This window comes from Streptomyces sp. NPDC016309 (assembly GCF_043077235.1).
Lineage (GTDB): Bacteria > Actinomycetota > Actinomycetes > Streptomycetales > Streptomycetaceae > Streptomyces.
Window position 1 is genome coordinate 65649 of the sequence record NZ_JBIBSG010000013.1, and the last position, 25904, is coordinate 91552.

General features: G+C 73.7%; 25 protein-coding genes and 1 riboswitch. Of the genes, 19 read left to right on the forward strand and 6 right to left on the reverse strand.

The genetic code is table 11. The annotated features are described in order from the left end of the window. Positions 1 to 5: 5 nt before the first annotated feature. The 8 genes from lepB to ACF068_RS28000 all read left to right on the forward strand — a co-directional run bounded on the left by lepB (position 6) and on the right by ACF068_RS28000 (position 7007). On the forward strand, positions 6 to 752 hold the full coding sequence (gene lepB / locus ACF068_RS27965) for a signal peptidase I (protein WP_392277058.1): 747 nt from the start codon (positions 6 to 8) through the stop codon (positions 750 to 752). Beyond that, positions 745 to 1260, forward strand: a complete 516-nt coding sequence (locus ACF068_RS27970; protein WP_392277059.1) for an NUDIX hydrolase — start codon at positions 745 to 747, stop codon at positions 1258 to 1260. Before lepB ends, ACF068_RS27970 begins: the two co-directional genes overlap by 8 nt. Positions 1261 to 1315: 55 nt before the next feature. After that, a complete protein-coding gene (locus tag ACF068_RS27975; protein WP_005311352.1) occupies positions 1316 to 1624 on the forward strand; it encodes a DUF2469 domain-containing protein in 309 nt (102 codons plus the stop codon). A gap of 299 nt (positions 1625 to 1923) precedes the next feature. Next, on the forward strand, positions 1924 to 2286 hold the full coding sequence (locus ACF068_RS27980; protein ID WP_392277060.1) for a YraN family protein: 363 nt from the start codon (positions 1924 to 1926) through the stop codon (positions 2284 to 2286). Continuing rightward, a complete protein-coding gene (locus ACF068_RS27985; protein ID WP_392277061.1) occupies positions 2286 to 3899 on the forward strand; it encodes a YifB family Mg chelatase-like AAA ATPase in 1614 nt (537 codons plus the stop codon). Before ACF068_RS27980 ends, ACF068_RS27985 begins: the two co-directional genes overlap by 1 nt. A 224-nt stretch (positions 3900 to 4123) precedes the next feature. Beyond that, the gene (gene dprA, locus ACF068_RS27990; protein WP_392277062.1) at positions 4124 to 5293 is read left to right on the forward strand and encodes a DNA-processing protein DprA; all 1170 of its coding nucleotides are present in this window, start codon (positions 4124 to 4126) and stop codon (positions 5291 to 5293) included. 263 nt (positions 5294 to 5556) lie between these two features. Beyond that, positions 5557 to 6393, forward strand: a complete 837-nt coding sequence (whiG, locus tag ACF068_RS27995; RefSeq protein ID WP_392277063.1) for an RNA polymerase sigma factor WhiG — start codon at positions 5557 to 5559, stop codon at positions 6391 to 6393. A 53-nt stretch (positions 6394 to 6446) separates the two neighbouring features. Next, complete coding sequence (locus tag ACF068_RS28000; protein WP_392277113.1) at positions 6447 to 7007, forward strand: TetR/AcrR family transcriptional regulator; 561 nt, start codon at positions 6447 to 6449, stop codon at positions 7005 to 7007. 78 nt (positions 7008 to 7085) lie between these two features. Here ACF068_RS28000 and ACF068_RS28005 read toward each other — a convergent pair whose 3' ends face one another. After that, entirely contained in the window at positions 7086 to 7436 is a 351-nt protein-coding gene (locus tag ACF068_RS28005; protein ID WP_392277064.1) for a peptidoglycan DD-metalloendopeptidase family protein, read from the reverse strand. Between the two features lie 640 nt (positions 7437 to 8076). Between ACF068_RS28005 and rpsB the strand changes: the two genes are divergently transcribed. The 9 genes from rpsB to ACF068_RS28050 all read left to right on the forward strand — a co-directional run bounded on the left by rpsB (position 8077) and on the right by ACF068_RS28050 (position 18047). Next, positions 8077 to 9000: a 30S ribosomal protein S2 gene (rpsB, locus tag ACF068_RS28010; protein ID WP_392277065.1), complete on the forward strand. Its 924-nt coding sequence runs from the start codon at positions 8077 to 8079 to the stop codon at positions 8998 to 9000. Between the two features lie 99 nt (positions 9001 to 9099). Next, positions 9100 to 9936 (forward strand): translation elongation factor Ts, encoded by an 837-nt coding sequence (gene tsf / locus ACF068_RS28015; RefSeq protein WP_392277066.1) that lies wholly within the window; start codon positions 9100 to 9102, stop codon positions 9934 to 9936. Between the two features lie 159 nt (positions 9937 to 10095). Further along, positions 10096 to 10860 (forward strand): UMP kinase, encoded by a 765-nt coding sequence (gene pyrH, locus ACF068_RS28020; RefSeq protein ID WP_392277067.1) that lies wholly within the window; start codon positions 10096 to 10098, stop codon positions 10858 to 10860. Positions 10861 to 11006: 146 nt separating this feature from the next. Continuing rightward, positions 11007 to 11564, forward strand: coding sequence for a ribosome recycling factor (gene frr, locus ACF068_RS28025; protein WP_064070288.1), 558 nt, complete (start codon positions 11007 to 11009; stop codon positions 11562 to 11564). After that, a complete protein-coding gene (locus tag ACF068_RS28030; RefSeq protein WP_392277068.1) occupies positions 11564 to 12823 on the forward strand; it encodes a phosphatidate cytidylyltransferase in 1260 nt (419 codons plus the stop codon). The genes frr and ACF068_RS28030 overlap by 1 nt, the downstream gene beginning before the upstream one ends. Positions 12824 to 12963: 140 nt before the next feature. Beyond that, positions 12964 to 14076, forward strand: a complete 1113-nt coding sequence (gene rlmN / locus ACF068_RS28035) for a 23S rRNA (adenine(2503)-C(2))-methyltransferase RlmN (RefSeq protein WP_392277069.1) — start codon at positions 12964 to 12966, stop codon at positions 14074 to 14076. A gap of 29 nt (positions 14077 to 14105) precedes the next feature. Continuing rightward, positions 14106 to 14217: riboswitch (TPP riboswitch) on the forward strand. 76 nt (positions 14218 to 14293) lie between these two features. Next, positions 14294 to 15388, forward strand: a complete 1095-nt coding sequence (locus tag ACF068_RS28040) for a thiamine ABC transporter substrate binding subunit (protein WP_392277070.1) — start codon at positions 14294 to 14296, stop codon at positions 15386 to 15388. Between the two features lie 35 nt (positions 15389 to 15423). Next, complete coding sequence (locus tag ACF068_RS28045; RefSeq protein ID WP_392277114.1) at positions 15424 to 17028, forward strand: ABC transporter permease; 1605 nt, start codon at positions 15424 to 15426, stop codon at positions 17026 to 17028. A gap of 2 nt (positions 17029 to 17030) precedes the next feature. After that, on the forward strand, positions 17031 to 18047 hold the full coding sequence (locus ACF068_RS28050; protein ID WP_392277071.1) for an ABC transporter ATP-binding protein: 1017 nt from the start codon (positions 17031 to 17033) through the stop codon (positions 18045 to 18047). A gap of 27 nt (positions 18048 to 18074) precedes the next feature. Here the strand turns inward: ACF068_RS28050 and ACF068_RS28055 are convergent, their stop codons facing one another. The 4 genes from ACF068_RS28055 to ACF068_RS28070 all read right to left on the reverse strand — a co-directional run bounded on the left by ACF068_RS28055 (position 18075) and on the right by ACF068_RS28070 (position 22217). After that, a complete protein-coding gene (locus ACF068_RS28055) occupies positions 18075 to 19331 on the reverse strand; it encodes a sensor histidine kinase (protein WP_392277072.1) in 1257 nt (418 codons plus the stop codon). Between the two features lie 39 nt (positions 19332 to 19370). Beyond that, on the reverse strand, positions 19371 to 20291 hold the full coding sequence (locus tag ACF068_RS28060; protein ID WP_392277073.1) for a hypothetical protein: 921 nt from the start codon (positions 20289 to 20291) through the stop codon (positions 19371 to 19373). Positions 20292 to 20361: 70 nt separating this feature from the next. After that, the gene (locus ACF068_RS28065; RefSeq protein ID WP_392277074.1) at positions 20362 to 21039 is read right to left on the reverse strand and encodes a response regulator; all 678 of its coding nucleotides are present in this window, start codon (positions 21037 to 21039) and stop codon (positions 20362 to 20364) included. Then, positions 21033 to 22217, reverse strand: a complete 1185-nt coding sequence (locus ACF068_RS28070) for a sensor histidine kinase (protein ID WP_392277075.1) — start codon at positions 22215 to 22217, stop codon at positions 21033 to 21035. The genes ACF068_RS28065 and ACF068_RS28070 overlap by 7 nt, the downstream gene beginning before the upstream one ends. Positions 22218 to 22360: 143 nt before the next feature. On the opposite strand from ACF068_RS28070, the gene ACF068_RS28075 reads away from it, so the two are divergent. Next, positions 22361 to 23605 carry a hypothetical protein gene (locus tag ACF068_RS28075; protein ID WP_392277076.1) on the forward strand — a complete coding sequence of 415 codons (1245 nt, stop codon included), beginning with the start codon at positions 22361 to 22363 and terminating at the stop codon, positions 23603 to 23605. Then, positions 23539 to 24660 carry a glycosyltransferase family 4 protein gene (locus ACF068_RS28080; protein WP_392277077.1) on the forward strand — a complete coding sequence of 374 codons (1122 nt, stop codon included), beginning with the start codon at positions 23539 to 23541 and terminating at the stop codon, positions 24658 to 24660. Before ACF068_RS28075 ends, ACF068_RS28080 begins: the two co-directional genes overlap by 67 nt. Here ACF068_RS28080 and ACF068_RS28085 read toward each other — a convergent pair. Then, entirely contained in the window at positions 24654 to 25847 is a 1194-nt protein-coding gene (locus tag ACF068_RS28085) for a serine hydrolase domain-containing protein (protein ID WP_392277078.1), read from the reverse strand. The genes ACF068_RS28080 and ACF068_RS28085 overlap by 7 nt on opposite strands. Positions 25848 to 25904: the final 57 nt, after the last annotated feature.

Consider the following 25904-nt stretch of genomic DNA (forward strand, 5'->3'; position numbering starts at 1 on the left):
CTGGGATGGGCAAGAACGTGACGACGGACGACGGCCGCGGCCGTCTCGGCAGCGCGCTGTCGGGACTGGCCGTGGCCGTCGGCTGTGTGCTCTTCCTCGGCGGTTTCGTCTGGGGCGCGGTCGAGTACCAGCCGTACACCGTGCCGACCGAGTCGATGTCCCCGACCGTCGACGCCGGGGACCGGGTGCTCGCGCAGCGGATAGACGGCTCCGAGGTGCGCCGCGGTGACGTCGTGGTGTTCGAGGACGCGGCCTGGGGCGACCTGCCGATGGTCAAACGGGTCGTCGGCGTCGGCGGTGACGAGGTGGCCTGCTGCGGCAGCGGCGGCCGGCTCACGATCAACGGCAAGGCCGTCGAGGAACCGTATCTGCGCGCCCAGGGGCCCGCCTCCATGACCACCTTCACGGCCAGGGTCCCCAAGGGCCAGCTCTTCCTGCTCGGCGACGAGCGCGGGACCTCCCAGGACTCCCGCGTCCACCTCCAGGACCCCGGACACGGCTCGGTGCCCCGCAGCGCCGTGACCGCACGGGTGGACGCCGTGGCCTGGCCGCCCGCCGCCATGGTGGAGCGGCCGGAGGGCTTCGCGGCCCTCCCCGGTGGCGTGTCCCGGCCCGGCCCGGTGAAGCTCGCGGCCGGATCGGTGGTGGCCGGGGCGGTACTGATCCTGGGGGGCGCGGCGTACGGGCCGGTCGCCGGCGGGCTGGCGCGGTCACGGAAGCGCGCGGGCCGGAAGACCGCCGTCCGTGTCTGAGGGGACCGTGCCCGGGCCCGAGGAGACGCCGCTGCGCCGGGTGGCCCGTGTGGTGCTGCTGGACCCCGAGGACCGGATCCTGCTGCTGCACGGCCACGAACCGGACGATCCGTCCGTCACCTGGTGGTTCACCCCGGGCGGTGGGGTCGAGGGCGACGAGACGCGCGAGGAGGCCGCGCTGCGGGAGCTCGCCGAGGAGACCGGCCTCACGGACGTGGAACTGGGTCCGGTGCTGTGGAAGCGGGAATGCGCCTTCCCCTTCGCCGGACGGCGCTGGCACCAGGACGAGTGGTACTACCTGGCCCGTACGACCCGGACGGCGGTGGTCCTCGGCGCCCTGACGGAGCTGGAGTCCCGGAGCGTCGCGGGGCTGAGGTGGTGGACCTCCGCCGAACTGTCGGCGGCCCGTGAGACGGTGTACCCGACACGACTCGCCGGGCTGCTGCGCACGCTGCTCGCCGAGGGACCCCCTGCCACACCGGTGGTCCTGGCCCCCGACATCGTTTAGGGGCCCGGGGCACTGGCGCACAATGGGGGCACGCACGGCTGAAGGGGAACATGCCATGAGCGCCGAGGACCTCGAGAAGTACGAGACCGAGATGGAGCTGAAGCTCTACCGGGAGTACCGCGATGTCGTCGGTCTGTTCAAATACGTGATCGAGACCGAGCGGCGCTTCTACCTCACCAACGACTACGAGATGCAGGTGCACTCGGTGCAGGGCGAGGTGTTCTTCGAGGTGTCCATGGCCGACGCCTGGGTCTGGGACATGTACCGGCCGGCCCGCTTCGTGAAGCAGGTGCGCGTGCTGACCTTCAAGGACGTGAACATCGAGGAGCTCAACAAGAGCGACCTGGAGCTGCCCGGCAGCTAGCGGGTGTCTTGCCGATCGGGCCGGATCGGCGACCGACGACAACGCGGCGAGGCGCGGTGCCGGGCGTGAGCCCGGCAAGATCGGCAAGACACCCCCTGAACCGCCCGGAGCCGCACCGGAGCCGTACCGCCCGCCGGGGCCCTCTGCGCACCGGCCGTTCACCGTGGTGCGCCGGGGTGCGCCGGTTATCGGTGGTCACCCGTGTGGGGGACGGAGTTGTCCCCAAGGGACCGGTTGTCCACCAAGATCCACAGGTCCGGCACCGACGCGTCAGAGTCGGTGCCGGAGGTGGTGCCGGGATGAACGCGACGGGGGCACTGGGGCGGTACGGCGAGGAGCTGGCGGTCCGCCGGCTCGGCGAGGCCGGGATGACCACGCTCGCCAGGAACTGGCGGTGCGGGCGGGCCGGGGAGGTCGACATCGTCGCCCGTGACGGCGACACGGTGGTCATCTGCGAGGTCAAGACCCGCCGGGGGAGCGGTTTCGAGCACCCGATGGCGGCGGTGACACCCGCGAAGGCGGAGCGGCTGCGGCGGCTGGCGGCGTGCTGGCTGGAGCGCCACGGCGGACCACCGGCGGGCGGGGTGCGCATCGATCTGGTGGGGGTACTGCTGCCCCGGCGCGGCGCGCCCCTCGTCGAGCACGTCCGGGGGGTGGCCTGATGGGGTTCGCGCGGACCTGTTCGGTGGCCCTCGTCGGGGTCGAGGGCGTGGTCGTGGAGGTGCAGGCGGACCTGGAGCCGGGCGTGGCGACGTTCGCCCTGGTCGGGCTGCCGGACAAGAGCCTCACGGAGAGCCGTGACCGGGTGCGGGCGGCGATCGTCAACTCCGACGCCGAGTGGCCGCAGAAGAAGCTGACCGTCGGGCTCAGCCCGGCCTCCGTGCCGAAGGGCGGTTCCGGCTTCGACCTGGCCGTGGCCGCCGCGGTGCTGGGGGCGGCCGAGCGCGTGGACCCCAGGACCATCGCCGACCTGGTGCTCATCGGCGAGCTGGGGCTGGACGGCAGGGTCCGGCCGGTGCGCGGCGTCCTGCCGGCGGTGCTGGCGGCCGCCGAGGCGGGCTACCGGCAGGTCGTCGTCCCGGAGCAGACGGCCGGGGAAGCGGCCCTGGTCCCCGGAGTCTCCGTCCTCGGGGTGCGGACGCTGCGGCAGCTGATCGCCGTCCTCGCCGACGAGCCGGTGCCCCAGGAGGAACCGGACGAGACGGGGCGCCCCGACGCGATGCTGGCCGGGCTGCTGGTGCCGGGCGCCGGGGTGGGCACCGGACTGAGCCCCGATCCCGCCGACGGGCCCGACCTGGCGGACGTCGCCGGGCAGCGCCGGGCGCGCCTCGCCCTGGAGGTCGCGGCGGCCGGCGGCCACCACCTGCTGCTGTCCGGCCCGCCGGGCGCGGGCAAGACCATGCTCGCCGAGCGGCTGCCGAGCGTCCTGCCGCCGCTCACCCGCCAGGAGGCCCTGGAGGTCACCGCCGTGCACTCGGTGGCGGGCCTCCTGCCGCCCGGCGAACCGCTCGTGCACCGGCCGCCCTACTGCGCCCCGCACCACTCCGCGACCATGCAGTCCCTGATCGGCGGTGGTAACGGGCTGCCGAGGCCGGGTGCCGTCTCGCTGGCGCACCGGGGGGTGCTCTTCCTGGACGAGGCCCCGGAGTTCTCCGGCAAGGCGCTGGACGCGCTGCGGCAGCCGCTGGAGTCGGGCCATGTGGTGGTGGCGCGCAGCGCGGGCGTGGTGCGGCTCCCGGCGCGGTTCCTGATGGTGCTGGCCGCCAACCCCTGTCCGTGCGGGCGGCACACCCTGACCGGGGCGGGCTGCGAATGCCCCGCGTCGGTGATCCGGCGCTACCAGGCCCGGCTGTCCGGACCGCTGCTCGACCGGGTCGACCTGCGGGTCGAGGTGGAGCCGGTCACCCGGGCGGACCTGCTGGCCCACGGCGGGCGGGGCGAGTCCACCGCGGCGGTCGCGGCACGGGTGCGGGATGCCCGGGACCGGGCCGCGGCCCGCCTCGACGGCACGCCCTGGAACGTCAACTGCGAGGTGCCGGGCCATGAGCTGCGCACGCGCTGGCAGGTCGGCCCGGGCGCCCTCGCCACCGCCGAGCGGGACATCGAGCGGGGCCTGCTCACCGCGCGCGGTCTGGACCGGGTCCTGCGGGTCGCGTGGACCGTCGCCGACCTCGCGGGCCGTGACCGCCCCGGTCCCGAGGACGTCCACCTGGCGCTGGAGCTGCGCACCGGGATCGCCCGGGGCGTCCCGGTGGCGGTGGGGGAGCGGGGCTGACCGGCGGCCGCCCCGGCGGGGCGGCACGCGGAACCGGGCGCCGGGAAGCGGGAGGCCCGTGCGGTGGGCGGGGGCGGTCCGCCGGTGACGCGGGGATCGCCGGGCGGGGCACCGGCCGCCGAGGGGGCGGTCCCGGCCGGAGCGCGGGCGCACGGCGAGGCGGGTGGGGGTGCGCGGGACCACGGGGCGCGCACCACGGACATCGGGGAGAGCGGGGGAGCGGAATGACCGAGCAGGTGACCGAGCGGGAGCGACGGGCGCGAGCGGCGTTGACGCGGGTCGTCGAACCGGGTGATGAGCACGGCGGCCGGTGGCTGCGCGAGCTGGGGCCCGTGGAGTTGCTGAGGCGGCTGACGACCGTGCCGTACGACGACGAGGCGCTCGGCGGGGCGAGCGAGCAACGGATCCAGGGCTTCCGGGCGCGGGCCGCCCGGGCCGAGCCGGAGCGGGACCTGGCGGCGGTCGAGGCGGTCGGCGGGCGGTTCGTCGTGCCGGGCGACGCCGAGTGGCCCAGCCAGCTCGACGACCTCGGGGACGGCCGGCCCGTCGGCCTGTGGGTGCGCGGCGGGCCCGACCTCCGCCACTGGGCGCTGCGGTCCGTGGCCGTCGTCGGGGCGCGGGCCTGCACTCCGTACGGGGCGCACATGGCGGCGTCCCTCGCCTCCGGACTCGCCGAGCGCGGCTGGGTCGTCGTCTCGGGTGCGGCCTTCGGCGTCGACGGCGCCGCGCACCGGGGCGCGCTGGCGGCCGGCGGGGCGACCGTCGCCGTGCTGGCGTGCGGGGTGGACACCGCCTATCCGCGCGGCCACACCGAGCTGATCAGGCGCATCGCGCGACAGGGCCTCGTCGTCGGCGAGTTGCCGCCGGGCGCCCATCCCACGCCGAGCCGGTTCATCCTGCGCAACCGAGTGATCGCCGCGCTCACCCGGGGCACGGTCGTCGTGGAGGCCGAGTACCGCAGCGGTTCGCTGGTCACCGCCCGCGCCGCTCAGCGGCTCGGCCGGTTCACCATGGGCGTCCCCGGCCCGGCGACCAGCGGCCTCTCCGCGGGTGTGCACGAGCTGCTGCGCGGCGAGGCCGAGCTGGTCACCGACGCCGCCGAGGTCGCCGAACTGGTCGGGCACATCGGCGAGCTTGCCCCGCCCCGGCGCGGGCCGGTCCTGCCGAGGGACCTCCTCGACCCGGCCGGCGCGCGCGTGCTGGAGGCGCTGCCCGCACGAGGGAGGACCGCCACCGTTGACGAGATCGCGCGTGACGCCGGGACCACCGTTGACGAGGCGCTCGGCAGGCTGTACGAACTCCACTCCCTGGGGTTCGTCGAACGCCACGGCGACACCTGGCAGTTGACGGCCGCCGCCGCACATCGCCCGAACGCCCGGCGAGGCGGTCCTTGACCAGGAGCATTCGGGTGAAAAGGTGATGCCGATGACCCTCGTAGCTTTCCCGGCGACGCCCGGGGGGCCGACCCGCGCCCGGTCGGCCTCATGGGCTCCTTTCGAAGATGCGGCCGACGGCACGCCCCCGCGGGTCCACGATCCGGTGGCCTTAGCTCACTGCGACTCCACGGTCACGCTACGCTCACCAGAATTACCCCCTCCGCATCCCGTCCCCCTCCCCCGTCCCCCCTCACACCCAGCAGAACGGCTCAAGGCGACGCATGCCCCAGCACACCTCCGGGTCCGACCGCGCAGCGGTGCCCCCCGCTGCCCGGAGCACCGTGCGCCCGCCCGCACCCTCGTCCCTGGACGAGCTGTGGCGGTCGTACAAGGACACGGGCGACGAGCGGCTGCGGGAACAGCTGATCCTGCACTACTCGCCGCTGGTGAAATACGTCGCGGGCCGGGTGAGCGTCGGTCTGCCGTCCAACGTGGAGCAGGCCGACTTCGTGTCGTCCGGGGTCTTCGGGCTCATCGACGCGATCGAGAAGTTCGACATCGGGCGGTCGATCAAGTTCGAGACGTACGCCATCACCCGGATCCGCGGCGCGATGATCGACGAACTCCGCGCCCTCGACTGGATCCCCCGCTCCGTGCGCCAGAAGGCACGGGCCGTGGAGCGGGCGTACGCCACCCTGGAGGCCCAGTTGCGGCGGACCCCCTCGGAGGGCGAGGTCGCCAGGGAGATGGGCATCGCCCTGGAGGAACTGCACGCCGTTTTCAGCCAGTTGTCCCTGGCGAACGTGGTGGCCCTGGAGGAGCTGCTGCACGTGGGCGGCGAGGGCGGCGACCGGCTCAGCCTCATGGACACCCTGGAGGACACCGCCGCGGACGACCCGGTCGAGGTGGCCGAGGGCCGCGAGCTGCGCCGGCTGCTCGCCCGGGCCATCAACACCCTGCCCGAACGGGAGAAGACGGTCGTCACGCTCTACTACTACGAGGGCCTGACCCTGGCCGAGATCGGCAACGTGCTGGGCGTCACGGAGAGCCGCGTCAGCCAGATCCACACCAAGTCGGTACTCCAGTTGCGGGCGAAGCTGGCCGATGTAGGCCGCTGACGCCGAACACCCGGTCGTAGAGTGGAGCCGTGCCCAGGATTCGAGCGGCCTCCGTGGCCGAGCACCGGACCATGCAGCGAGGCGCCCTGCTGGACGCCGCGCGTTCCCTGCTGTCCGAAGGCGGGACGGAGGCGCTGACCTTCCCCGCCCTCGCCGAGCGCACCGGCCTGGCCCGGTCGTCCGTGTACGAGTACTTCCGCTCCCGCGCCGCCGTCGTCGAGGAACTGTGCGCGGTCGACTTCCCCGTATGGGCGGCGGAGGTCGAGGCGGCGATGGAGCGGGCGGACACCCCCGAGGGCAAGGTCGAGGCCTACGTCCGCACCCAGCTCGACCTCGTCGGCGACCGGCGGCACCGGGCGGTCGTCGCGATCTCCGCGAGCGAGCTGGACGACGGGGCCCGGGAGAAGATCCGCGCGGCGCACGGCGGCCTGGTCGCCATGGTCGTGGAGGCGCTGGCGGAGCTGGGCCAGGAGCAGCCGCGGCTGGCCGCGATGCTGCTCCAGGGCGTCGTCGACGCCGCGGTGCGCCGTATCGAGCTGGGCGCGGCGGAGCACCCCTCGGCCATCGCCGACACGGCCGTCTCGATGGCTCTCCGGGGCGTCCGCGGGGCGTGATCCCCCGAGCCCGTGAAGCCGCCCCCAGTGACGCCGTGCATTCGTGACGCCGTGAACCCGTGACCCGTCCGGCCCGCCTCACAGCAGCGGCAGCAGACGGGACGGGGGCCGGGTCAGCAGCGCCGGCGGCAGGAGCGACAGCGGGTCGAGGTAGGCATCGCCCCGGCGCAGCCCCCAGTGCAGGCACGCGCCGGTGCCGCAGTGGGAGCGGGGTGCCGGCGCCACCACGGCCACCACCTGGCCCGCCGTGACCTCGGCGCCCGGCCGCACCAGGGGGCGGACCGGTTCGTAGGTGGTGCGCAGCGGCGGGGCGCCCGTGGCCGGATGGACGACCGACAGGACACCGCGGCCCCCCACCGGGCCCGCGAACGCGATCCGGCCGGCCGCCGCCGCACGGATCGCCGTACCCGGCGGTGCGGCGAGGTCCACGCCACGGTGCCCCGGGCCGTACGCCGACGCCGGAGGCTCCCACCCCCGCACGACCGCCGGGCGCGGCGGCCCCACCGGCCACACCGCGGCCGCGCCCGGCACGGCGCCCGGCACCGACGGATAAGCGGGCGGGCCCCCCGACCGGACCCCCGACCGGACCCCCGACCGGACCCCCGACCGGACCCCCGGCGGGACGAAGGGCGGGATCCGTGCCGGGACCGCGGACGGCACCGCGGGCTGGGCCCCTGAGGGGACCACGGACGGCGCCACGGGCTGGATCCCCGCCGGGATCACGGGCGGGACCAAGGACGGCACCACGGGCGGGCCCCCCGACGGGACCACGGGCGGGATCACGGACAGAAGCAGGGCGACCACGATCGAGTACATGTGCAGAATGTGGCGCGGACGGGCCCGGCCGCGCTGATCATGGACTCGATCCGTGGACAACCGGCCGGTTGTGGACAGCGCCGTCACCCGGGGCTGCCGGGGTCCCGTACACTTCTTCTGGCGACCCGGGCCACCGGGTCGACTTCGCACGCCCCGCCACCACCCTCACAAGTCGTGGCAGCGCTCTTCGGTCCACTCGTGGCACGGCGCGTCGGGGCGTCAGGACATAACCGAGAACCAAGGAGATACGGCCATGGCCGTCGTCACGATGCGGGAGCTGCTGGAGAGCGGCGTCCACTTCGGTCACCAGACCCGTCGCTGGAACCCGAAGATGAAGCGCTTCATCTTCACCGAGCGCAACGGCATCTACATCATCGACCTGCTCCAGTCGCTGTCGTACATCGACCGCGCCTACGAGTTCGTCAAGGAGACCGTCGCGCACGGCGGCTCCATCATGTTCGTCGGCACCAAGAAGCAGGCGCAGGAGGCGATCGCCGAGCAGGCGACCCGCGTCGGCATGCCCTACGTCAACCAGCGCTGGCTGGGCGGCATGCTCACCAACTTCTCGACCGTCTACAAGCGCCTCCAGCGCCTGAAGGAGCTCGAGGCGATCGACTTCGAGGACGTCGCGGCCTCGGGTCTCACCAAGAAGGAGCTCCTGGTCCTCTCGCGCGAGAAGGCCAAGCTGGAGAAGACCCTCGGCGGCATCCGCGAGATGCAGAAGGTGCCGAGCGCCGTCTGGATCGTCGACACCAAGAAGGAGCACATCGCCGTCGGTGAGGCGCGCAAGCTCCACATCCCGGTCGTCGCGATCCTCGACACCAACTGCGACCCCGACGAGGTCGACTACAAGATCCCGGGCAACGACGACGCGATCCGCTCCGTCACCCTGCTCACCCGCGTGATCGCCGACGCCGTCGCCGAGGGCCTCATCGCCCGCTCCGGCGCCGCGACCGGCGACCAGAAGCCGGGCGAGAAGGCCGCCGGCGAGCCGCTGGCCGAGTGGGAGCGCGACCTGCTCGAGGGCGGCGAGAAGAAGGCGGACTCCGACGAGGCCGCCGAGAAGCCGGCCGAGGCCGCTGCCGAGGCCCCGGCCGCCGAGGCCCCGGCCGCCGAGGCCCCGGCCGCCGAGGCGCCCGCCGCCGAGGCTCCGGCCGCGGACGCCGAGCAGGCCTGACCTTTCAGGTTCGGATCGACGGCGGGGGCTCACAAGGCCCCCGCCGTCCACCCGTAGATCTTCGTAGATCTTCCAGACTTCGAGAGAGACTTACAGATCATGGCGAACTACACCGCCGCTGACGTCAAGAAGCTCCGCGAGCTCACCGGCGCCGGCATGATGGACTGCAAGAAGGCGCTGGACGAGGCCGAGGGCAACGTCGACAAGGCCGTCGAGGCGCTGCGCATCAAGGGCCAGAAGGGCGTCGCCAAGCGCGAGGGCCGCTCCGCCGAGAACGGCGCCGTCGTCTCCGTGATCGCCGGCGACAACACCTCCGGTGTCCTCGTCGAGCTCAAGTGCGAGACGGACTTCGTCGCCAAGGGTGAGAAGTTCCAGAGCGTCGCCACGGCCCTGGCCGAGCACGTCGCCAAGACCTCCCCGGCCGACGTCGAGGCGCTGCTCGCGTCCGAGATCGAGCCCGGCAAGACCGTCCAGGCGTACGTCGACGAGGCCAACGCCAACCTCGGCGAGAAGATCGTCCTGGACCGCTTCGCGCAGTTCTCCGGCGGTTACGTCGCGGCGTACATGCACCGCACCATGCCCGACCTGCCCCCGCAGATCGGTGTCCTCGTCGAGCTCGACAAGGAGAACGCCGAGGTCGCCAAGGGCATCGCGCAGCACATCGCCGCCTTCGCCCCGAAGTACCTCTCCAAGGACGACGTCCCGGCCGAGGTCGTCGAGGCCGAGCGCCGCGTCGCCGAGGAGACCACCCGCGCCGAGGGCAAGCCCGAGGCCGCGCTCCCGAAGATCGTCGAGGGTCGCCTCAACGGCTTCTTCAAGGACGCCACCCTCCTGGGCCAGCCGTACGCGCTCGACAACAAGAAGTCCGTCCAGAAGGTCCTGGACGAGGCCGGTGTCACCCTGAAGCGCTTCACGCGCATCAAGGTCGGCATCTGAGCCGGTACGCGCTCGACGCGGGAGCCCGCTAGGGTTTTCCCAGTGGACGGTCGGTCGCGTGAGCGCCGGCGGCCACAGATCTGACGAGGAGGCCATTGCCGTAGGGACCACAACACCCACCGGCAATGGCCTTCTTCGTATGTGCACGAGGAGATCTCCATGAACCAGGGCGCCGCAAAGGGCGACGACAACACCGGTAAAAAGGTCGGCCGCTTCATGCTGAAGCTGTCCGGCGAGGCGTTCGCAGGCGGTGGTGGCCTCGGCGTCGATCCCGACGTCGTACACGCCATCGCACGCGAGATCGCCGCGGTCGTCCGCGACGGCGCGGAGATCGCGATCGTGATCGGCGGCGGCAACTTCTTCCGCGGCGCGGAGCTGCAGGTACGCGGCATGGACCGGGCCCGCTCCGACTACATGGGCATGCTCGGCACGGTCATGAACTGCCTCGCCCTCCAGGACTTCCTGGAGAAGGAGGGCATCGACTCCCGGGTGCAGACCGCCATCACCATGGGCCAGGTCGCGGAGCCGTACATCCCGCTGCGGGCCGTGCGCCACCTGGAGAAGGGCCGCGTCGTGATCTTCGGCGCGGGCATGGGCATGCCCTACTTCTCCACCGACACCACCGCCGCCCAGCGTGCCCTGGAGATCGACGCGGAAGCGCTCCTCATGGGCAAGAACGGGGTGGACGGGGTCTACGACTCCGACCCCAAGGCCAACCCGGACGCGGTGAAGTTCGACGCGCTGGAGTACGGCGAGGTGCTCTCCCGCGACCTCAAGGTCGCCGACGCCACCGCCATCACCCTCTGCCGCGACAACAACCTCCCGATCCTCGTCTTCGAGCTGCTCGCGGCGGGCAATATCGCGCGGGCCGTGAAGGGTGAGAAGATCGGCACTCTCGTGAGCGACCAGGGCACCAGGACCTGATCCCGGGTCCCCCGGACAACCCCGGGGCGCCCCGCGAGGGGATGGACAAAGCCCTGCCGGTCGGACACCGTGCAGGGAACAGACGCGACGCAGGTTCCGCAGCCCTTTGTACGCCGGGCCTACTCATAGACACGCAGGAGCAAGTGGTGATCGAAGAGACCCTCCTCGAAGCAGAGGAGAAGATGGAGAAGGCCGTCCTGGTCGCCAAGGAGGACTTCGCCGCGATCCGTACCGGGCGCGCGCACCCGGCCATGTTCAACAAGATCGTGGCCGACTACTACGGTGCCACCACGCCGATCAACCAGCTGGCGTCGTTCTCCGTGCCGGAGCCCCGCATGGCCGTGGTGACCCCGTTCGACAAGAGCGCCCTGCGCAACATCGAGCAGGCCATCCGTGACTCGGACCTCGGCGTCAACCCGAGCAACGACGGCAACATCATCCGTGTGGTGTTCCCCGAGCTGACCGAGGAGCGCCGCCGCGAGTACATCAAGGTCGCCAAGGGCAAGGCCGAGGACGCCAAGATCTCGATCCGCTCGGTCCGCCGCAAGTCCAAGGAGACGATCGACAAGTTCGTCAAGGACGGCGAGGTCGGCGAGGACGAGGGCCGCCGCGCGGAGAAGGAGCTCGACGACACCACCGCGAAGTACGTCGCGCAGGTGGACGAGCTGCTCAAGCACAAGGAAGCCGAGCTGCTCGAGGTCTGATGAACGACTCTTCCTGGGGGGCCCCGCCGGCAGGCGGTCCATGGGGTCCGCCCGACCAGGGGTACCACCCGGGGTTCGCTCCGGCAGCCCCGGCGGGTCCCGCCCACGACGGGCATGAGGCACAGCAGACTCGGCCCATGCCCATCGTGCCCGACGTTCCCGCCGGTGGAGACACCGGCGGAGACCAGGACGACCGCGACCGGGGGACCGCTCCGCTGAGCGGTCCCCCGTTCCGCGACGAGATGCCGCAGCCACAGCCGCAGCCGCCGCACCACCGGCCGCGGCGCCGGCAGCCGGAGAACCCGCAGGAGCCCATGCCCATCCCGCCGTCGGGAGCGCCCCGGCCTCCGGAGCAGCCCGACCCGCAGCCCGGCCGGCACTCCGGCCGGCACTCCGGTTCGCCGTCCGGTGAGCAGCCCGGCTCGCCGTCCGGTCCGCAGAAGAAGCGGGCCGGCCGCGACCTGCGGGCCGCCATAGGGGTCGGCGTCGGTCTCGGTGCGGTGATCGTCGCGTCGCTGTTCATCTGGAAGGCCGTGTTCGTCGGCGTGATAGCCGTCGCCGTCGTGGTCGGGCTGTGGGAGCTGACCTCCCGCCTCCAGGAGCGCAAGGCCATCAAGGCCCCGCTGGTGCCGCTCGCCGTCGGCGGTGCGGCCATGGTGGTGGCCGGGTACGTGCGCGGCGCCGAGGGCGCCTGGGTCGCCATGGCGCTCACCGCGCTCGCGGTGCTCGTCTGGCGGATGACCGAACCGCCCGAGGGCTATCTGAAGGACGTCACGGCCGGCGTCTTCGCCGCGTTCTACGTGCCGTTCCTGGCGACGTTCGTGGCGATGATGCTCACCGCCGACGACGGTCCGTGGCGGGTGCTCACCTTCCTGCTGCTCACCGTGGTCAGCGACACCGGGGCGTACGCCGTCGGCTGGCGCTTCGGCAAGCACAAGCTCGCTCCCCGCATCAGTCCCGGCAAGACCCGGGAGGGTCTGCTCGGCGCGGTGGCGTTCGCCATGGCGGCGGGCGCGCTGTGCATGGAGTTCGCCATCGACGGCGGCGCCTGGTGGCAGGGCCTGCTGCTGGGCCTGGCCGTCGCGGCCAGCGCCACCCTGGGCGACCTCGGCGAGTCCATGATCAAGCGGGACCTGGGGATCAAGGACATGGGCACGCTCCTGCCCGGTCACGGGGGCATCATGGACCGGCTGGACTCGCTCCTGCCGACCGCGCCCGTGGTGTGGCTGCTCATGGTGATCTTCGTGGGAACAGGCTGAACCGAGGTCCGGTTACCCTGGAAGGGCTCGTCGCACGGTCGCGGCGGGCCCTTTCGGCCCCGCGGCCCGCGCGGGGATCATCCGGTGAGGTCTCCCGGCTCACGTACCGCGGCCTCGTCCCCACTGAGGAGTACCAGGTCATGCCACGCCCCGCACCGGGAGAGCTCACCTTCGTCGCCCCGCGCGGAGCCAAGAAGCCGCCGCGGCACCTCGCCGACCTGACGCCCGCCGAGCGCAAGGAGGCCGTCGCCGCGATCGGCGAGAAGCCCTTCCGCGCCAAGCAGCTCTCCCAGCACTACTTCGCGCGGTACGCGCACGACCCCGCCGAGTGGACGGACATCCCCGCCGCCTCGCGGGAGAAGCTGGCCGCGGAGCTGCTGCCGGACCTGATGTCGGTCGTGCGGCACATCTCGTGCGACGACGACACCACCCGGAAGACCCTGTGGCGACTGCACGACGGCACGCTCGTCGAGTCCGTCCTCATGCGGTACCCCGACCGCGTCACGATGTGCATCTCCTCCCAGGCCGGCTGCGGCATGAACTGCCCGTTCTGCGCCACCGGCCAGGCGGGGCTCGACCGGAACCTGTCGACCGCCGAGATCGTGCACCAGATCGTCGACGGCATGCGCGCCCTGCGCGACGGCGAGGTGCCCGGCGGGCCCGCGCGGCTGTCCAACATCGTCTTCATGGGCATGGGCGAGCCGCTCGCCAACTACAAGCGGGTCGTCGGGGCCATCCGGCGGCTGACCGACCCCGAGCCCGACGGGCTCGGACTGTCGCAGCGCGGCATCACCGTCTCCACCGTCGGCCTCGTCCCGGCGATGCTCCGGTTCGCCGACGAGGGCTTCAAGTGCCGCCTCGCCGTCTCGCTGCACGCCCCCGACGACGAGCTGCGCGACACCCTCGTGCCCGTCAACACCCGCTGGAAGGTCCGGGAGGTGCTGGACGCGGCCTGGGAGTACGCGGAGAAGTCCGGCCGCCGCGTCTCCATCGAGTACGCCCTCATCCGGGACATCAACGACCAGGCCTGGCGGGGCGACCTCCTGGGCCGGCTGCTCAAGGGCAAGCGCGTCCACGTCAACCTGATCCCGCTCAACCCGACCCCCGGCTCCAAGTGGACCGCGTCCCGCCCCGAGGACGAGAAGGCGTTCGTCGAGGCCATCGCCTCCCACGGCGTACCGGTCACCGTCCGTGACACCCGCGGGCAGGAGATCGACGGTGCCTGTGGACAGCTCGCGGCCGCCGAGCGGTGAGCTTGTAGTCTGGCCTCGAACACATCTGCATATTCCGACAGGGGAGCGCCACAGCGCTGAGAGTGCGGCAACCGTCCAGGCCGCAGACCCTCTGAACCTCGCCCAGGTCATTCTGGGTAGGAAGTTCGGTCGTTACTCGAGCTGTTGCGCCCTGCCCACCGCCGATGGCGGTGGGCAGGGCCGCGTCTCTTCCTGGTCACCCCCAGGAGGAATCTCAGTGAGCACCACCAAGAAGATCGCGGTCGGCGCCCTCGCCGCCGCGCTGGGCGCCACCGCGCTCACCGCCTGCGGCGGCGAGTCCGGCAAGGACGCCGCCGACGGCGGGACGACGTCGAAGACCGTGACGCTCGTCAGCCACGACTCCTTCAACGCCTCCCCGGCCGTCCTGAAGGAGTTCACCCGCCAGACCGGCTACACCGTCAAGGTCCTCAAGAGCGGCGACGCGGGCGAGGCCGTCAACAAGGCGATCCTCACCAAGGGCGCCCCCCAGGGCGACGTCTTCTTCGGCGTCGACAACACCCTGCTGTCCCGCGCGCTCGACAGCGGCCTCTTCGACCCGTACGAGGCCAAGGGCCTGGACCGGGTCCCCGACGCCGTCCAGCTCGACAAGGACAAGCACCGGGTCACGCCCGTCGACACCGGTGACATCTGCGTCAACTACGACAAGAAGTACTTCGCGGACAAGAAGCTGGCGCCGCCGCAGACCTTCGACGACCTCGCCAAGCCCGCGTACAAGGACCTCCTCGTCGTCGAGAACCCCGAGCGCTCCTCACCCGGCCTGGGCTTCCTGCTCGGCACGGCCGCCGCGTACGGGGACGACGGCTGGCAGGACTACTGGAAGAAGCTCAAGGCCAACGGCGTGAAGGTCGTCGACAGCTGGGAGCTCGCCTACAACCAGGAGTTCTCCGGCTCGGCCGGCGGCAAGAAGGCCAAGGGCGACCGGCCGCTCGTGGTGTCGTACGCCTCCAGCCCGCCCGTCGAGGTGCTCTACTCCGAGCCGCAGCCGGCCGAGGCGCCGACCGGCGTCTCCACCGGTACGTGCTTCCGGCAGACCGAGTTCGCGGGTCTGCTGAACGGCGCCGGCAACCCCGACGGCGGCAAGGCCCTGATCGACTTCCTGATCGGCAAGCGGTTCCAGGAGGACATGCCGCTCCAGATGTTCGTGAACCCGGTGGCCAAGGACGCCGTGCTCCCGGCACTGTTCACCAAGCACGGGGTGAAGGTGGCCGACGCCCGGACCGTCGCCCCCGAGAAGATCGCCCAGAAGCGCGACGGGTGGATCCAGTCGTGGTCCTCGCTCGTCCTGAAGTAACCACCCGCACGGGCGGTGCGCTGCGGGCGGGGCTCATGGTCCTGCCCGTGGCGTTCTTCGCCGTCTTCTTCGCCTACCCCGTCGTCGCCATCGTCGGGCGCGGGCTGAGGACGGAGGACGGCGTCTGGCAGCTCGGGCGGCTCGGCGACGTGCTGGGCCGTCCGGACATCCTCGACGTGCTCTGGTTCACCACCTGGCAGGCACTCGCCTCCACCGCGCTCACCCTGCTGATTGCCCTGCCCGGGGCGTACGTCCTCGCCCGCTTCGACTTTCCCGGCAGGGGGCTCGTGCGGGCGGTCGTCACCGTGCCGTTCGTGCTGCCGACCGTCGTCGTCGGCACCGCCTTCCTCGCGCTCCTCGGCCGGGGCGGGCTTCTCGACGAGCTGTGGGGCGTCCGGCTCGACACGACCGTGTGGGCAATCCTCCTCGCCCACGTCTTCTTCAACTACGCGGTCGTCGTCCGGACGGTCGGCGGCCTGTGGGCGCAGCTCGACCCGCGCCAGGAGGAGGCCGCGCGGGTGCTGGGCGCCTCGCGCTTCGGCGCCTGGCGGCGGGTGACGCTGCCCGCGCTCGGGCCCGCGGTGGCCGCCGCCGCGCTGATGGTCTTCCTCTTCACGTACACCTCCTTCGGCATCGTGCAGATCCTCGGCGGGCCCGCGTACCGCACGCTGGAGGCGGAGATCTACCGGCAGACCGCCCAGCTACTGGACCTGCCGACGGCCTCGGTGCTCACGCTGGTGCAGTTCGCCGCCGTCGGCGCCGTCCTCGCCGTCCACGCCCGGACGGTACGGAGGCGGGAGAGCGCGCTGAGGCTGGTGGACGCCGGCCTGACCGCCCGGCGGCCGCGCGGTGCCGGCCAGTGGGCCCTGCTCGGCAGCGTGCTCCTCACCGTGGCGCTGCTGCTCGTGCTGCCGCTCGGGGTGCTCGTCCAGCGCTCCTTCGCCGGCGGGCTCGGCTACTACCGGGCGCTCCAGGACGCGGACGCCGGCGGCGGCACGTTCCTCGTCCCGCCGGTCGAGGCCATCGGCAACTCCCTGGAGTACGCCCTGGCCGCGACCACGATCGCGCTCCTGGTCGGCGGGCTCGCCGCCGCCGCGCTCACCCGGCGCCCGGGACGGCTGGTGCGCGGCTTCGACGCGCTGCTGATGCTGCCCCTCGGGGTGTCCGCCGTGACCGTCGGCTTCGGGTTCCTGATCACCCTGGACGAACCGCCGCTCGACCTGCGCTCCTCGTGGATCCTGGTGCCGCTCGCCCAGGCCCTGGTCGGCGTCCCCTTCGTGGTCCGGACCATGCTGCCGGTGCTGCGCGCGGTGGACGCGCGGCTGCGCGAGGCGGCGGCGGTCCTCGGCGCCTCGCCGTGGCGGGTGTGGCGCGAGGTGGACCTGCCGCTGGTGCGCAGGGCGCTGCTGGTGGCGGCGGGCTTCGCGTTCGCCGTCTCCTTGGGGGAGTTCGGGGCCACCGTGTTCATCGCCCGGCCGGACAACCCGACCCTCCCGGTCGCGGTGGCCCGCCTGCTGGGGCGGCCCGGCGACCTCAACTACGGCCAGGCCATGGCCCTTTCGACGATCCTGATGGTGGTGTGCGCGGTGGCCCTGCTGCTGCTCGAACGAATCCGCGTCGACCGGTCCGGGGAGCTGTGACCATGCTCGCTCTTCAGGACGTGACCGTACGCTTCGGATCCCGCGTCGCCGTGGACGCGGTGTCGCTGGACGTCGCCGACCACGAGATCGTGTGCCTGCTCGGCCCGAGCGGCAGCGGCAAGTCGACCCTGCTGCGGGTGGTCGCGGGGCTCCAGCCGGTGGACGGGGGCCGGGTCCTGCTCGACGGCGCCGACCAGGCGGGCGTGCCCGTGCACCGGCGGGGCGTCGGGCTGATGTTCCAGGACCACCAGCTCTTCCCGCAGCGGGACGTCGGCGGGAACGTGGCGTTCGGGCTGCGGATGCGCGGCGCGTCGCGGAAGGAACAGGCCGCCCGGGTGACCGAGCTGCTGGACCTCGTGGGCCTGCCGGGCGCCGAACGGCGGGCCGTCGCCGCCCTGTCCGGCGGCGAGCAGCAGCGCGTCGCGCTCGCGCGGGCGCTGGCCCCGAGCCCCCGGCTGCTGATGCTGGACGAACCGCTCGGCCAGCTCGACCGGGGGCTGCGCGAACGGCTCGTGGTCGAGCTGCGGGGGCTGTTCGGGCGGCTCGGCACCACCGTGCTGGCCGTCACGCACGACCAGGGCGAGGCGTTCGCGCTCGCCGACCGGGTGGTCGTCATGCGGGACGGGCGCATCGCCCAGAGCGGGACGCCGCTGGAGGTGTGGCAGCGCCCGGCCTCCGCGTTCGTCGCCCGCTTCCTGGGCTTCGACAACGTGGTGGCGGCGACGGTGAGCGGCGAGGCGGCCGACACGGCGTGGGGCAAGGTCCCGGTGCCGGCCGGGTCGCCGCAGGGCACCGCCCGGGTCCTGGTGCGGCCCGCGGGCGTGCGGATGGGCGACCCCGCCGAGGGGCTGCGGTGCGTGGCCGAGGGGCGTACCTTCCGGGGCCACCACGTGGCGGTACGGCTCCGCCCGGAGACCGGGCCCGTCCTGGAGGCCGAGTGCCCGTTGCGGGACGCGCCCGCCGAAGGGGCCGTGGTGGGCGTGACGTTCACCGCCGACGAGGTGGTGGTCCTGGACTGACGGGCCGCCGCCCGGCCGCCGGGGGGCTCACCCCCGGGACGGCGCGTCCGGCGGGTGGCCCGGCGTGCGGTCGCGGGCGGGGCCCGGCGGGTGGTCCGGTGCGGCGTCGCGTACCGACGCCGACAGGTCCAGTACGGCGCAGGCCCCGCCGCCCTCCGGGTTGGTGAAGACCAGCCGCGCGCCGAGCACCCGGGCCTGGCCCGCCGCGATGGTCAGGCCCAGGCCCAGCCCCTTGCCCACCGCGCTGGTCTGGAACCGCCGGGGCCCGTGCGCCAGCAGGTGCTCGGGAAAGCCGGCGCCCCGGTCCCGCACCCGGACCACACCGTGCTCGACCTCCACCACGACCGGTGCGGCACCGTGCCGCAGCGCGTTGCTCACCAGGTTCGTCAGGACCCGCTCCACCCGCCGCGCATCGCTCTCCACCAGCGCGTCGGCAACGATGTCAAGGCGGACCGCCGCGTCCTCCGCCGCCCGTACCGCCCGGCGGGCCAGTGTGCCCAGCTCCACCAGCCGTACGTCCGCCTTCTCGCCGCCGTTGTCGAGGCGGGCCACCTCCAGGACGTCCTCCATCAGGTCCCGCATCCGCGCCACCCGTTCCTTCACCATCGACTCCGCCCGGCCGTCCGGGAGCAGCCCGGCCGCGGCGACCAGCCCGGCCACCGGTGTGCGCAGCTCGTGCGCGATGTTCGCGGTCACCTCGCGCTCCGCGCGCAAACGTTCCGCCAGGGCGTCGGCCATGGTGTTGACCGCCCGGGTGAGGGTGGCGATCTCGTCCCGGCCCCGCTGCGGGAGCCGGGCGTCCAGGTCACCCCCGGTGATCTGCTCCGCCCGGCGGGCCGACAGCCGCAGCCGCCGCCCCAGCCGGGTCGCGAGCAGCAGGCCGATCAGGGTGGCGACCGCCGTCCCGACCACACCCGCCCGCAGCATGCCCGTCTGGAGCTCGTCCGACAGCGGGTCCTCGAACTGCTTCAGCGCCAGGACGTCGTCGCCGACGGCGGTGGCCGCCCAGATCCGCCGCCGCTCCCCGTACGGCTGGACGAAGGTGGCGCGGCGGCCCGCCAGGACGGTGCGGCGCAGCTCGTCCGGCAGGTTGGGCGGGTTGACCCGGAGCCCGAAGCTGACCCGCCCGTCCTCCAGGTAGGCCCGCTCGGCGAACAGGAGCCGCTCCATCGCCTGGTCCCGGGCCCGGTCCTCCATCAGCCGCGGCACCTGCACGCCCGTCACCAGCGCGGCGAGCGCGGCGGTCGCGGTGATCGTGGCACCTATCGTGAGCCGTAGCCCCATGTCTCATCTCCCCCGACCGGGAGTCTACGAGGGGGCCGCTCAGCCGACGCGGGCGAGTTCCCCCGGCGCCCGGGGCTCCCGCACCGCCCCGGGCTCCCCGCCCTCCGGCTCCCCGAACCACGCCACGGCGACCGCGCCCGCGACCGCCAGGACGAACCCCGCCACCGCCAGCCAGCCCAGCCCCGGCCGGGACGCGTCCCCCAGCCACAGCACACCGATCGCGCCCGGCAGCACGGTCTCGCCCACCACCAGCGCCGCCGTCGCCCCGTTCACCGAACCGATCTGGAGCGCCACCGTGTGCAGGTACATCCCGCCCACCCCCGCGACGAGGATCGCGTACAGCGCCGGGTCCGCCAGCAGCGCGCCCGGGTCGAACGGGTCGACGCCGTCCAGCACGCGCACGCCGACCCCGAGGGCGCCGAAGCCCAGCCCGGACAGCAGACCGGCCAGGACCGCCGCCCGCGCGCCCAGCAGCCGCACCACGACCGTGCCGCCCGCCATCAGCAGCAGCGACACGGCCAGCAGCCACCAGTGCGTGGCGACCGGCGTGTGCCCGTCACCCTCCGCCCCGGCGGCCGTCGCCAGCAGCACCAGGGCCGAGCAGACGACACCGATCGACGTCCACTCGGCCCGGTTCAGCCGCAGCCCGAGCAGCCGCACGCTCAGCACGGCGGTGATCACCAGGTTGGCGCTGATCACCGTCTGGGACAGGAACAGCGGCAGCATCCGCGCGGCCAGCGCCCCCAGCCCGAATCCGACGAAGTCGAGCACCGTACCGACGACGAACTCCCACGTCGTCGCCGCCTTGGCGGTCGACGCCAGGGACGGCCCGCCGTGCTGGGTCGTCAGGCCGTCCGCCGCCTCCCGACGGGCCGACCGGCGGGACCCGACGGCCTGGAGCACGGAGCCCGTGCCGTAACAGATCGAGGCCGCGACGGCCGTCAGCAGTCCTATGAGCACGTCCGGCTCCGTTCATCGGTCAGGTGGTTACCCCTGCCAGACGAGAGATCGGCGCCGGACGTTGCCTCCCTCAGCCGGGCGCGGACACGTCACGGCCCGGCAGCACCAGACCCAGCTCGTACGCCAGGATCACCGCCTGTGCCCGGTCCCGGAGGCCCATCTTCGCGAACAGCCGGTTGATGTGCGTCTTCACGGTGTGGTCGGTGATCGACAGCGCCTGGGCGATCTCGGCGTTCGACAGGCCCCGGGCGATCAGCACCAGCACCTCCCTCTCCCGCGCCGTCAGCCCCTCGACCGGCCGCGGCCGCGGCACCCCCGCCCGCTGGCGGGCGAACTCCGCGATCAGCCGCCGTGTGACGGACGGCGCCAGCAGCGCGTCACCACGCGCCACCACCCGGACGGCGTGCAGCAGTTCCGGGAACGTCGCGTCCTTCAGCAGGAACCCGCCGGCACCCGCCGCCAGCGCGTCGTACACGTACTCGTCCAGGTCGAAGGTCGTCAGCATCAGCACCTTCGTCGCCCCGCCGGACGCGGCGAGGATCTCCCGGGCCGCCTCGACGCCGTTCCGGTGCGGCATCCGGATGTCGAGCAGCGCCAGGTCGGGCCGCTGCTCGGCCGCCACCCGGACCGCCTGCACCCCGTCCTCCGCCTCGCCGACCACCAGGATGTCCTCCTGGGTCGACAGGAGGTTGACGAAACCGGTACGTACGACCGCCTGGTCGTCGGCCACGATCGCCCTGATCACCACGGGAGCTCCGCCTCCACCACAAAACCGCCCTCCGCGCCCCGACCGGTGCGGAGGTGTCCTCCCAGCAGCACGGCGCGCTCGCGCATCCCGGCCAGCCCGTGGCCCGTGCCGTCGTGCCCGGCCGGGCCCGGACCGTCGTCCGCCACGCGGATCGCCAGCCGGTCCGGCCCGTACCCGATGTCCACCACCGTATGGGCTCCGGGGGCGTGCCTGCGCGCGTTGGTCAGCGCCTCCTGCACGATCCGGTACGCGGACAGCTCCCACCCGGCCGGCAGCGCGACCCGCTCGCCGCTCACCCGGAGGTCGGCGCTGCCGCCCACCGCCCGGTGCTGCTCCACCAGGTCGTCCAGCCCGTCGAGCGTCGGCTGCGGCGCGGTGGCGGCCCGGTCCTCCCGGCCCGTGCGCAACACGCCCAGCAGACGGCGCAGTTCGGTCATCGACGAGCGGGCCGTACCGGCGATCTGCTGGAGAGCCTCGCGGGCCTGCGGGGACAGGTCCGGAGTGGTGTACGTGGCGCTCTCCGCCTGCACCGCGATCATCGACACCGAGTGGGCGACCACGTCGTGGAGCTCCCGGGCTATCGCGGCACGCTCGGCCTCCGCCGCCTGCCGCCGCTCCATCGCCAGCAACCTCTCCTGCGCGGCGGCCCGTTCGTCCCGCGCCTCCTCGCGCGCCCGTACGGCGTCCCCGGCGCTCACCGCGCCCAGGACGACGACGGTCAGCAGGAACGTCTCCGCGTACAGGCCCGGGTCCAGCCGGTGGCCCTCCAGCAGGGACGGACCGGCCGCCGGGGACAGGGTGGCCCACTCCCGGACGTGGACCAGGTTCACCCCCAGCGACGCCACGGCCCCCGCCCCCACCAGCACCGCCGGGTGCTGCACCCGGTGGCGGCCCAGGGTGTAGAGCCCCGTCAGACCGCTGATCACCGTGACCAGGTACAGGCTCACGTCCGCACCGAACCCGATGAACGCGGCCGCGACCGTCAGCAGGGCCGTCTCCGGCCGTACGCGGCGCCACATCAGGGACGCGGACGAGACCAGGACCGATCCGGCCACCCACGGCGACCCGGGCACCAGCGCCAGCTCCACGACCGTGCACACGGTGAGCAGGGCCCCCGTGACCCAGGGGTACGCGGGCGAGGCCACGGTGCGGCGCAGAGTCCGGACGAGCGCGTTCATGACCCCGATTCTCGCGGGACGCGGGCGGGGCGCGCGTCGGAGCACGGGTTGATCCACGGGCCGCCGCTCATGCCACGGGTGGAGTTGGGAGACCGGATCCAGGGGTGACGTCCGGGAGTCGAGGTCTTCCTAGCCTCGACCACATGATCGAGCTGAGGGCGGCGCGGGCCGTCTGGGCAGGCTGCGCCGCCGTCGTCGGCGCGCTCGCCGCGGTGACGGACCTGGCCCCGCACCGGACATGGGGCGTGGCGGCGGCGCTCGGCTACGCGACGGCGGCGCTGCTCGCCCGGCACCGTCGTACGGCCGTGGGCGCGGCCCTGCTGGGGGCGGTGGCGGTGCCGTTGGTGCTGCTCGTGACGACCGGCCGGGGCCAGCTCGAAGTGGCCGTCGTCGAGCGGTCGGGCGCGTCGCTGATGGCGACCGGCACCCCCTACGCACCGGACCCGGGCGGGCTCGCCGACTACAACCCGTACCTGCCGGGGATGGCCGTCCTCGGGGCGCTGCCGGGGGACCCGCGGTGGTGGATGGGCGCGGTGTTCCTGGCCTCGGTCGCCGCGGCCGCGCCCCGCCGGGTGGCATGGGTGGCGGCCTGCCCGCTGGTCTCCCTGCCGCTGGCGGTGGGAGGTGTCGATCTGCCGGTCGTCGGCCTGATGTGCCTGGGTCTCGCCCAGGCGGGCCGGGGCCGGGCGGGGCGGGCGGGCCTCGCGCTGGGGGCGGCGGCGGCCCTGAAGTGGACGGCGTGGCCCGCGCTGCCGGTCGCGCTGGTGCTGCTGGCGACACGCCGCGGCACGCCCCCGCCCCGGCCCCGTCGTCCGGCGCCGCCCGAGGAGCCCGTCCCCGGGAGCACGCGGCGAGAGCACCGCCCCGTCCCGTCGTGGCCGCCCGTCGCGCCCCGCCGGAAGACCGCCCCCGACGGGCCGGGGTCCCCCGGACGGGCCGTGGCGCGGTGCGCGGGGGTGGCGGTCGGGGTCGCGGGGGCGGTCGGCGTGCCGGTGGCTGCCGGGAACCCCGGGGCCTTCCACGAGCACGTCGTGGCCTTCCCGCTGGGGCTGACCGGGACGGGCTCGCCCGCCGCCAGCCCCTTCCCGGGGCGGCTTCTGGCCGCGCACGTACCCGGCGGCACCGTCGTCGCGGCGGTGCTGCTGGTGGTGAGCGCCCTGCTCCTCGCCGCCTCGCTGGCCGTCCGCCCGCCCAGGACCGTACGGGCGGCGGCCGGGCGGCTCGCGCTCGGGCTGACGCTCGCGATCGCGTTCATGCCCGCCACCCGCTTCGGCTACCTCGTCCACCCGTTCGTCCTGCTCGCCTGCCTCGGAGAGATCCCGTGCACCGTACGCTCGTCGTCACCAATGACTTCCCGCCCCGGCAGGGCGGTATCGAGACGTTCGTGAAGGCCATGACGGACCGTTTCCCACCCGGCGGGGTGGTGGTCCACACGTCGTCGGAGGCCGGTGCCGCCGCGCACGACGCCGCCCTGCCGTACCCGGTCGTCCGCGACCGCGTCCGGACACTGCTGCCCACGCCGGGCGCGACCGCGCGGACGGTGGCGCTCGCCCGCGCGTACGGCTGCGACACCGTCTGGTTCGGGGCCGCCGCCCCGCTCGGGCTGATGGCCGGCCGGCTGCGGCGCGAGGCCGGGGTGCGGCGGCTGGTCGCCACGACGCACGGCCACGAGGTGTGGTGGGCCCGTACGCCCGGCTCCCGCGCCCTGCTGCGGCGCATCGGCGCGGAGGTGGACGTCGTCACCTACCTGGCCGCGAGCACCCGGGCGCCCATCGGCGCGGCGCTCGGACCGGGCGCCCGGCTCGCCCGGCTGGTCCCGGGGGTGGACGCCGGGGTGTTCCGGCCGGGTGGGGACGCGGGCCCCGTACGCCGCCACTACGGACTCGGGGACGCGCCCGTCGTCCTGTGCGCCGCCCGCCTGGTCCCCCGCAAGGGCCAGGACACCCTGGTCCGCGCCCTGCCGCTGATCCACGCGCGCGTGCCGGACGCCCGCCTGCTGCTGGTCGGCGCCGGGCCGTACGAGGGCCGCCTACGACGCCTGGCCGCCGCCCACGGGGTCACCGGCGCGGTGGTCTTCGCGGGCGGCCACCCGCACGCCGACCTGCCGTGCTTCTACGCCGCCGCCGACGTGTTCGCCATGCCCTGCCGCACCCGCAGGCGCGGACTGGAGGTGGAGGGGCTCGGCATCGTGTACCTGGAGGCGGCCGCGGCCGGTCTGCCGGTCCTCGCGGGCGACTCGGGCGGCGCGCCCGACACCGTACGGGACGGGGAGACCGGCCACGTGGTCGACGGGCGGGACGTCACGGCCGTCGCCGCCCGGCTGGCGGAGCTGCTGACGGACCGTCATGCCGCCCGGGTGATGGGGGACAAGGGCCGTGACCGGATCCGTCGCGCATGGACGTGGGACCGTACGTACGACACGCTCGCCCGGCTGCTTCAGTGACGGAGCAACTCGCAGACGAAGTCCTCCTGCACCTGGCGCATCCGCGCCAGGAGCTCCGGCGTCTGCTGCCGGCTCACCTGGGAGGTGAGGGTGAATGTCAGGGAGCGTCCGCCGTCCGGTGTGGTGGCGGCGAGCTGGGTGTAGCCCGGGATGGTGCCCGTGTGGCCGTAGACCACACCGCAGCGGGTCGTGTACTTGAACAGCGCGAGGCCCGCCTCGTTGCGGCCGGGACCGGGGTTCACGGAGGAGCCCTTGATCCACTTCGTCTGCTGCTTCCGGGTCTCCTTCGACAGCAGCCGGCCGCTCCCGTAGGCGCGCATGAAGGCGTTCAGGTCGTTCGGGGTGGAGACGACCCCGCCCGAGGCCCAGAAGAGCGACGCGCTGAAGGCGGTACTGACGTCCTCCAGTGGCCCGTCCGGCTCGAAGTCGTAGCCGTGGAGGTAGGGACGGGGAAGCAGGTGCCCCCGGGGGAGACTGGTGTCGCGCAGGCCGAGCGGCCGGATGACGAGCCCGCGCAGCAACTCCTCGTACGGACGGCCCGTCGCCGCCTCCGCCATCATGGCCACCACGGTGTTGTCGGAGTTGTCGTACCGGTACCGTGAGCCCGGTTTGAAGAGGAGGGGCCGGTCGGCGACGAAGTCCAGCAGCGTGTGCGGGTCCACCTCGCGGCGCGGGTCGGCCGCCACCGCCTGCTGGAAGTCCGGGTCCTCGGTGAAGTCCGGCAGGCCGCTGGTGTGCTGGAGCAGGTGGCGGAGCGTCACTTTGTGCCACGCCTTGGGCAGCCGCGGCAGCCGCTTGCCGATCGTGTCGCCGAGCCGCAGCTTCCCGCGGTCCACGAGCTGGAGCGCGACGGCCCCGCTGTACGCCTTGGCGATGCTGGCCACGCGCATGTGGTCACCGGGGTGCGGCGGCCGTCCGGAGTCCGCGTCGGCCACACCGGCCCGGTAGACCTTCACGTCCCGGCCCCGTTGCAGCAGGGCGATGGCCCCGGGCGGCCCGTCCGGGGGCCCCACCAGTTCCTCCAGCGCCCGGCGCAGTTCGCGGTCGCGGCTGTCCGGGTGCCGCCCCTCGGCCTGTGCCGGTCCGGCGAGCAGGCCGGCGGCACAGGCCCCGGTCACGGCCAGGGCGGCGGTCAGTCTCAGTCGGGTGCGGAAGGGGCGTCCGCGGCGGGTGGGCGCTGCACGCATACCTGCGTACCTCCTGGAAGTCGCTGGCGCCCGGCCCTGCCGGGGCGCTCACGGCCC